This window comes from Halorubrum tibetense (assembly GCF_042661865.1).
Taxonomy (GTDB): Archaea; Halobacteriota; Halobacteria; order Halobacteriales; family Haloferacaceae; genus Halorubrum; species Halorubrum tibetense.
In genome coordinates this window covers 1-2,404 of record NZ_JBHSWW010000327.1, presented here as the reverse complement: position 1 = coordinate 2,404, position 2,404 = coordinate 1, and the positions used below count along the sequence as shown (strand labels likewise).

3 protein-coding genes are annotated in these 2,404 nt (G+C 69.6%); all 3 read right to left on the bottom strand.

Annotated elements, in window-relative coordinates:
- Window positions 1-739, bottom strand: a 739-nt coding sequence (locus ACFQEU_RS14550; RefSeq protein ID WP_379783322.1) for a DUF58 domain-containing protein, incomplete at its 3' end; no start/stop codon positions are given.
- 3 nt (window positions 740-742) lie between these two features.
- Window positions 743-1,777 (bottom strand): AAA family ATPase, encoded by a 1,035-nt coding sequence (locus ACFQEU_RS14545; RefSeq protein ID WP_379783320.1) that lies wholly within the window; start codon window positions 1,775-1,777, stop codon window positions 743-745.
- 219 nt (window positions 1,778-1,996) lie between these two features.
- Window positions 1,997-2,404: amidohydrolase family protein (locus ACFQEU_RS14540; protein ID WP_379783318.1), on the bottom strand; the 408-nt coding region annotated here is incomplete at its 5' end.

Sequence of the window (2,404 nt, the reverse complement as noted above, 5' to 3'; positions counted from 1 at the left end):
CGGCCGCCGCGCTCGCCCGCGCCTTTCCGGTCCCGCCCGCGACCGACACGCGTCGGTGCTCCGTCTCCGCCGCGAACTCCTTGACGACGAGGTCGTCGTGTTTGGCCGTCGCCGGCCAGTGGATGTCACGGAGCGCGTCGCCCCGCGCGTACTCGCGGAGCCGGTCGAACTCCTCGCGCTGACGGCTTTCGCCGAGGGCCTCGTCGGCGTACAACCCCCGTCTGAACCACGCCGGAACCGAGTGACACTCCGGGTACACGGTGACCCGGTCCCGGTCGTCGACGACCAGCCGTTTCTCGAACAGGCCGAGCACGTCGGTCGCGGTCACGTCGACGGGACCGAACCCCTGGCCGCCGCGGTCAGTGTAGTGGACCCGATACGTCGCCGCCCCGTCCCCGACCGCGGTCCGAACCGGCTCGTCCGGGCTGATCAATCCGTCATCGAGCCGGTCCGTCACGCGAGCGACGAACGAGTGCTCGACCGGGAGGCCGGGACTGTCGCCGTGGAACTCGAGGCGAACGTCGTGGCTCTCGCCGACGAACCCGTCAGCGAGTCCGGACCGACGGACGCCCGGCGGCTTGATTCGGTCGACCTGGACGTACGCGGCCACGAGGGCGACGATCCCCGGTATCACCACCGCGTTGAGCGACCGGCCGCCGACGACGAACGCCATCACGGTCCCGACGAGACAGACGCCGGCGACGATCCGACCTCGTCGAGTGAGCGCGGTTATCGCCATGGATTACTCTACGGGGACCCGTTCGAGCGCGCCCGAGACGACGTCCTCGCCGGTCCGTGCCCCAGAGTCGGTTCGGATACGGTGCGGGAGTACCGTCGGGGCCTCGGCTTGCACGTCGTCGGGGATCACGTAGTCGCGGTCGTCGAGGACGGCTCTGACCTGTGCGGTCCGCAACAGCGCGAGGCTCCCGCGGGGGCTCACGCCGAGCGCCGCCTCCCGACGGGTGTGTTCGGCGAGCCGGGCGACGTACGTGCGGACGGGCTCGGTTACCTCGACGGCCGAGACGGTCCGTCTCGCGCGCCGGACCTCCCCGACGGTCGCCACCGGCTCCACCGCGTCGACCGGGTGGTCGCCGACCGTTCGGTCGAGGATCGTCGCCTCCTCCTCGACCCCGGGGTAGCCGAGCCGTATCTTCTTCGTGAACCGGTCGACCTCCGCGACGGGGAGCTCGTACGTCCGCCCCGGCTCCACGTCGTTCTGCGTCGCGATGACACAGAACGGGTCCGGGAGCTCGCGAGTGACGCCGTCGGTCGTCACCTGCCGCTCCTCCATCGCCTCCAAGAGGGCGGACTGTGTCTTGGGCGGGGCGCGGTTGATTTCGTCGCCGAGGACGACGTTCGCGAACACCGGTCCCGGCCGGAAGTCGAACTCGTCGGTCTTCTGGTTGAACACGTTGACCCCGGTGACATCGGAGGGCAGAAGGTCGGGCGTGAACTGAACACGCTTGAACGAGGCGTCGACGGAGCGAGAGACGGCCTTCGCGAGTGTGGTCTTCCCGACGCCCGGCACGTCCTCGACCAGGAGGTGCCCCCTCGCGAGTAGCGTAACGAGGACGTGCTCGACGGCGTCGTGTTTGCCGACGATCACCTCCTCGACGTTGTCGACGACCCGGTCGACGAGGGCGCTCGCCGCGTCCGGCTCCATGGGTGAGAGCTCCGTCCGGTCGGCGCGACTATGGGAGTCCTTCTTTCCGGCCCGCCTCGTGTCTCCCGTTTCAGCGGGTTGGGGGGCTTCGGCCGCGTCTCTCGCGTCCGTCATCGTCGCACCTGGCCTCCCGTCGGAACGGCACGATCCGGCGTCCGCTTCATTCGAGTCATGTGAACACGGCGCATGAGAGGTGTGATATCGCGAGTTACGGACAGCAGCGGCATAGGCGTTCCGCCGCATCGAGGGGCCTCACTCGGCCGCTCGGTTCACTACATCTGCCTGCTCGGTCCGGACGTTTCGGTGGCTACCGACTCCGGTCGTCGTGACCAGTCACCGCGTCCGAACGTTTCGGCCGGCCGACTCCCCGAACGATGCGGCACCCGTGACGGGGTCGCGCTCGTACACCGGCTCGCCGCGAACGAGCGTCAGCTCGGGGAATACGCCCTGAAGTCCCTCGAACGGAGTCCACTCGGCCTTCGAGTGGAGCGCGGCCGCCTCGATCTCGCGCGGGTTCGTGAGATCGACGAGCACGAGGTCGGCGTCGGCACCCGCCTCGATCCGTCCCTTGTTGTCGAGTCCGAAGAGCGACGCGGGGGTGGCGGCGACCACGTCGCGGACCCGCTCGAGCGACAGCTCGCCCGACCGGACCGACTCCAAGAGCAGCGGGTACAGCGTCTCGACGCCGGGGACGCCGCTCGGCGCGTCGGTCAACCCCTGGCGCTTCTCGGCGACGGTGTG

What these genes read in the sequence shown, in the direction of transcription:
- ACFQEU_RS14545 (WP_379783320.1), bottom strand. Translation starts at nt 1,777, where the DNA reads ATGACGGACGCGAGAGACGCGGCCGAAGCCCCCCAACCCGCTGAAACG.